This is a genomic window from Desmonostoc vinosum (genome assembly GCF_059505385.1).
Window position 1 is genome coordinate 1 of record NZ_JCACKM010000307.1, and the last position, 3,673, is coordinate 3,673.

General features: G+C 38.3%; 2 protein-coding genes. Both read left to right on the forward strand.

Features of this window, described 5'->3' with window-relative positions:
* Positions 1–210 precede the first annotated feature (210 nt).
* Entirely contained in the window at positions 211–2,193 is a 1,983-nt protein-coding gene (locus AC5JMF_RS31645; RefSeq protein ID WP_495799668.1) for a PAS domain S-box protein, read from the forward strand.
* Positions 2,171–3,292: a hybrid sensor histidine kinase/response regulator gene (locus AC5JMF_RS31650; protein ID WP_495799669.1), complete on the forward strand. Its 1,122-nt coding sequence runs from the start codon at positions 2,171–2,173 to the stop codon at positions 3,290–3,292. Before AC5JMF_RS31645 ends, AC5JMF_RS31650 begins: the two co-directional genes overlap by 23 nt.
* Positions 3,293–3,673 lie beyond the last annotated feature (381 nt).

Genomic DNA, 3,673 nt, shown 5'->3' on the forward strand with positions numbered 1-3,673 from the left:
CAGCCAGAAAATTTATTTTCTGGCGAGTATCCGACTTTTGCAAGAGGTCTATTGAACATTTCCGCAACCATACCCGCCACAAAATTGGGGGACGCAAAAATTAAGACTTTTGCAAGAGGTCTAATGAGGCTATGTAATTTTTCAATTCCCAGTTCCCAATCCCCATTTCAAGATCTGTTAAGATAGACGGCTTGAGATCACTATAAATTTATGCAAGCTTTACCGCAGTTTTTCGGTTTACAAAGCTTAGAGTTGCTCATGGACAAATCGCCGCTGATGGTTATGCCAGAAACACTATTAGCGGATGCGATCGCACTCATAGCAGCACAGGATAAAAATGTTTTGGTAGGTTCAGGTTTACAGGTAGTCGGGTGCTTGACAAAGCAAGATGTAGTAAAAATTATGACTTCTGAAATTGACTGGAGAGCAGCCAAGATTTCTGAAGTTATGCAAATTTCTTTAATCAAGTTGCAGATGTCAAAATATCAGAGTTTGACATCAGTATTATCAATACTACAAAGGCAGCAGTTTAGTTTACTACTAGTTGTAGATGACTTTGATTTAGTTGTGGGAGTGATTACTCCTGAAAGTATTTGTCAGGCGTTAGCACAAGAAACATTTGCAGACGATATTATTGAATGCCAACAGGCACAAAAAGCTTTAGAAAAAAGCGAAGAACGCTGTAAATTAGTTGAGGAATCGTTGTTGCGCTTTCGCAAAGCTATAGAAAGTACGAGCGATGCCATTGCTATGGCTGATATCGCAGGTGAAAGTATTTATGTTAATCCCGCATTTATCGAACTGTTTGATTACACTTTAGAACAGTTGCAGTCTGCTGGAGGAATAGCAGTCATTTTTCAAAAATATTTTGAGTATAAAAAAATACTTTTAAATATTCAAAAGGGTGAGTCTTGGCGGGGTGAGATAACGATGCAAACTAGCAATGGTCAAAGTGTGCAAATAGACTTGCGCGTAGATGCAATTAAAGATACTAATGATAAAATAATGGGTATTATCAGTATTTATACGGATATTACTCAGCGAAAGCAGGCAGAGGAAGGTTTAAGATTACGCGATCGCGCGATCGCTGCCAGTAGTAATGGCATTATTATTGCAGATGTTACCATGCCAGCTAGCCCAATCATCTATGTTAATCCAGCTTTTGAGCGGATGAGCGGTTACTGTGCAGCAGAAGTCATCGGACAAAACTTTCGTTTACTGCAAAACACTGATATTAATCAGTCAGGGTTACAAGAACTCAGGAAAGCCATGCAAGAAGGCAAAGACTGCACCGTAGTTTTATGCAATAACCACAAAGATGGTAGTTTGTGTTGGAATGAGTTAAATATTTCCCCAGTCTATGATAAACACGGCTACCTGACTCACTATATCGGTATTCAAGCAGACATCACAGTTCGCAAACAATTAGAACAAGAACTGAGAATAGCGCTAGAAAAAGAAAAAGAACTCAGCGAACTCAAATCCCGCTTTGTTTCTATGACTTCCCATGAATTCCGCACACCGTTGAGTATCATCTTATCTTCGTGCGAATTGCTAGAACATTACCGCCATAAATGGACAGAGGAAAAACAACTCACTCACCTACATCGTATTCAAACTGCTGTTAAGCGGATGACTGAGATGTTGAATGATATTTTGGTGATTGGGAAGGTGGAAGCAGGAAAATTAAAGTACAGACCAGTATCTCTCAACTTAGTGGAATACTGCCATCAATTGGTGGAAGAAGTACAACTAAATCGACTCAACCAGCATGTGATTTGTTTTACAAGTCAAAGTGATTCTATACAGTGCTGTATGGATGAAAAATTGCTGGGACATATACTTAGTAACTTACTCTTGAATGCAATCAAATATTCTTCTACTGGCAGCACCGTTAAGTTTACTCTTGTTGCCCAGAATGAACAAGCTATATTTGAAATTCAAGACGAAGGAATTGGCATTCCTGAAGATGATTTACCGCATCTATTTGAATCTTTTTATCGTGCTAGAAATGTTGGCAACATTTTAGGAACTGGGTTGGGATTGGCAATTGTCAAAAAATGTGTGAATGTACATAAAGGTAAAATATTTGTCGCTAGTAAGCTAGGATTGGGTACAAAATTTACCGTGATTTTGCCATTGAATAATTCAATACAATGTGAGGTAAATTATGCCAAAAATATTAGTAATTGAAGATGATGTAAACGTATGTCAAAATATTTTAGATTTGTTAGATGCCGAAGGATTTAATGCTGTTTTTGCGGCTAATGGCCGTCTGGGTTTGCAGTTAGCTCAAACAGAAATTCCTGACTTAATTATTTGTGACGTTATGATGCCAGAATTAGATGGGCATGAAGTATTAAAAGCCTTACGGCAAAATCCTAAGACTGCTACAATTCCTCTAATATTTTTGACTGCTAAATCTGACAAAATTGACTTTCGCCAAGGTATGGAACTAGGCGCAGATGATTATATTAGTAAACCTTATGATAGAGCAGAATTATTAGCTGCGATCGCCTGTAGATTAGAAAAACAAATAGCGATTCATCAGCAGTCTCAAAAAAAGTTAGATAATTTGCGTAACAGTATTACTCTGTCACTTCCCCACGAAATGCGAACACCTCTAAATGGGATTTTAGGACTTTCACAACTGTTAATGGAAGAAAGTGAGAATCTTGATTCACAAACAGTGCGTGATATGGCAAAAGATATTTATAATTCTGGTGAACGTTTATTTAGGTTAATTAAAAACTTTTTACTATATGCAGAGATTGAAATTATTGCAACCGATCCGCAGCAGATAAAAATTTTACAAACTCAACAAACTGCTTTTCCAACATCAGAAATAATTAATTTGATAACTAGGGAAGCCAAAAAAAGAAGGCGAGAAGCAGATTTAAAAATGGATTTACATCCATGTAATATTCAAATTTCTCCTACTGAAATTTATAAAATTATTGAGGAATTAGTTGATAATGCTCTCAAATTTTCTCAGATTGGTTCAATAATTCAAGTTACAAGTCAATCTATTGATAATAACTTTACTCTCTCCTTTATTGACCACGGTCGAGGCATGACAGCAGAACAAATTACCGAATTAGGAGCTTATCAACAATTTGATCGCAAATTCTACGAACAACAAGGCTCAGGTTTAGGGTTAATTATTGCCAAGCGCTTAGCTGAATTGCATAGTGGTAAACTCACAATTCAAAGTCAGCCACACGAAAAAACAATTGTACAGGTGGTGCTTCCGTGTGTAGGGGGATGCACTTCTACTTCGCTCAGTGACTAGGGGGTGAGGAGACGCGGGGAGACAGCGAGTAAAGGAGGGTTTCCCTCCGCAGGCGACTGCGTTAGCGCAGCGTTAGCGAGCTTGCGAGCGTCACCCGAAGGGTGACGCGGAGAATAATCAATGACAAAGGACAATTTCCCATTCCCAATTCCCCATTCCCCATTCCCATTGAAAATTGAACTTTAGACTGGCGACAATTGTTGAATCTCAGATTTACGAGTCGTGAAGCGTAAAGCCCCCAAGTATGAAGCACGAAACCAATAGGTTTTGTGCTTCATACGTCTTTTAAGTGGGGGATACAAGCGAGCAGGACAAATTTCTTTGTCCGTCATGTTTATAAAGCGTGAATACGATTTATAATGTTAGCGGAGGTGATAAACA